At 63.5% G+C, this 1,428-nt stretch carries 2 pseudogenes; one reads left to right on the top strand and one right to left on the bottom strand.

Annotated elements, in window-relative coordinates:
- Positions 1-589, bottom strand: a pseudogene (locus tag AUC71_RS17830) (thiamine pyrophosphate-binding protein); the annotation flags it as partial.
- 377 nt (positions 590-966) lie between these two features.
- On the opposite strand from AUC71_RS17830, the pseudogene AUC71_RS10460 reads away from it, so the two are divergent.
- Positions 967-1,428, top strand: a pseudogene (locus AUC71_RS10460) (KUP/HAK/KT family potassium transporter); the annotation flags it as partial.

Raw genomic sequence — 1,428 nt, 5'->3', positions numbered from 1 at the left:
GCCTCCACGGCGGCGGGATCGCCCTCTTTCGGAGGGCGGTAGCTCTTGTGCTGCGAGTTCGACAGGCCCGTGTATGTGCCCTTGGCGAACTGGATGTCCTTGGGGATGTCCACGACGACGGGACCGGGCCGGCCGGAGCGCGCAACATAGAACGCCTCGTGCAGGACCCGCGCCAGCTGATCGACGTCCTTCACCAAGTAATTGTGCTTGGTGCAGGGGCGCGTGATGCCGACCGTGTCGCATTCCTGGAAGGCGTCGTTGCCGATGAGATGAGTCGGGACCTGCCCGGTGATGCAGACCACGGGAATCGAATCCATGAGCGCGTCAGTGAGGCCCGTAACCGCGTTGGTGCGCCGGGACCCGAGGTGACGAGGACCACGCCGACCTTGCCGGTGGAGCGGGCATAGCCTTCCGCCGCATGCACGGCGCCCTGCTCGTGGCGCACAAGCACGTGCTTCAGCCCATCGTGCTGGAACAGCTCGTCATAGATCGGCAGCACCGCGCCGCCGGGATAGCCGAAGATGTGCTCGACGCCTTGGTCGGCGAGAGCCTGAAGCACGATCTGGGCGCCTGTCATCGAGGCCGACATGTCACTACTCACTGGCAAAACCGGGCCTAAGCGGCTGGAACCAGCCACTGCCCGGTGGAAAACATACGGTAATGGCGGGAAACGCCGGATTAAGGCGGGCACCCTAAGGCGTCGATGTCACAGGGTCAACGAGAAACGCGAATGAATGGCAAGTTTCTCTGACCTTATCTTTCCAAAAATTACCCTTTACCGCACCAGGCTATTTCATTGTTGCGCGGACAGATGGCGTTCGAGCCGGCGCCCGCCTCAAGCGACAACCATCCTAGACATTGGCCTGCGATCCGCCTATGTCCCTACCGCTTTGAGGGACAATGCGGCGCTGCGGTAAGGCGCGCACGCGGGCAACCATCCAACACTCTTCCACGCACCTGGTCTGAATGCAGCAATCTGCAAGTTCAGAAACGTATGTTGCCAACGGCAACGGCAATGGCGACGGCAACGGCCATGGCAATGGCGCGCCGGCGCTGGGCAAGCGCGCGTTCTGGGCGCTGACCTTCGGCTCCATTGGCGTCGTCTATGGCGATATCGGCACGAGCCCGCTCTACGCGCTGCGCGTGGCGGTGCTGGCGGCCGGCGGCGAGCACGGCGTCGTCACCCAAGCCGCCGTCTACGGCGTGCTGTCGTTGATCTTCTGGTCCCTGATCGTCGTCGTGACGCTGAAATACGTGCTGATCCTGCTGCGGGCGGACAATAACGGCGAAGGCGGCAGCCTTTACCGCCGTCGGCAAGCGCACGCCGCTGGTGCTCGCGCTCGGCATTCTCGGCGCGGCGATGTTCTACGGCTCCACGCTGATCACCCCTGCCCTGTCGGTGCTGTCGGCGGTGGAAGGGCTCAATGT

Origin of the sequence: Methyloceanibacter marginalis, from assembly GCF_001723295.1 — a bacterium.
Classification (GTDB): Bacteria; Pseudomonadota; Alphaproteobacteria; order Rhizobiales; family Methyloligellaceae; genus Methyloceanibacter; species Methyloceanibacter marginalis.
The sequence above is the reverse complement of the archived record's forward strand: the minus strand, read 5'-3'. Positions and strand labels throughout refer to the sequence as shown.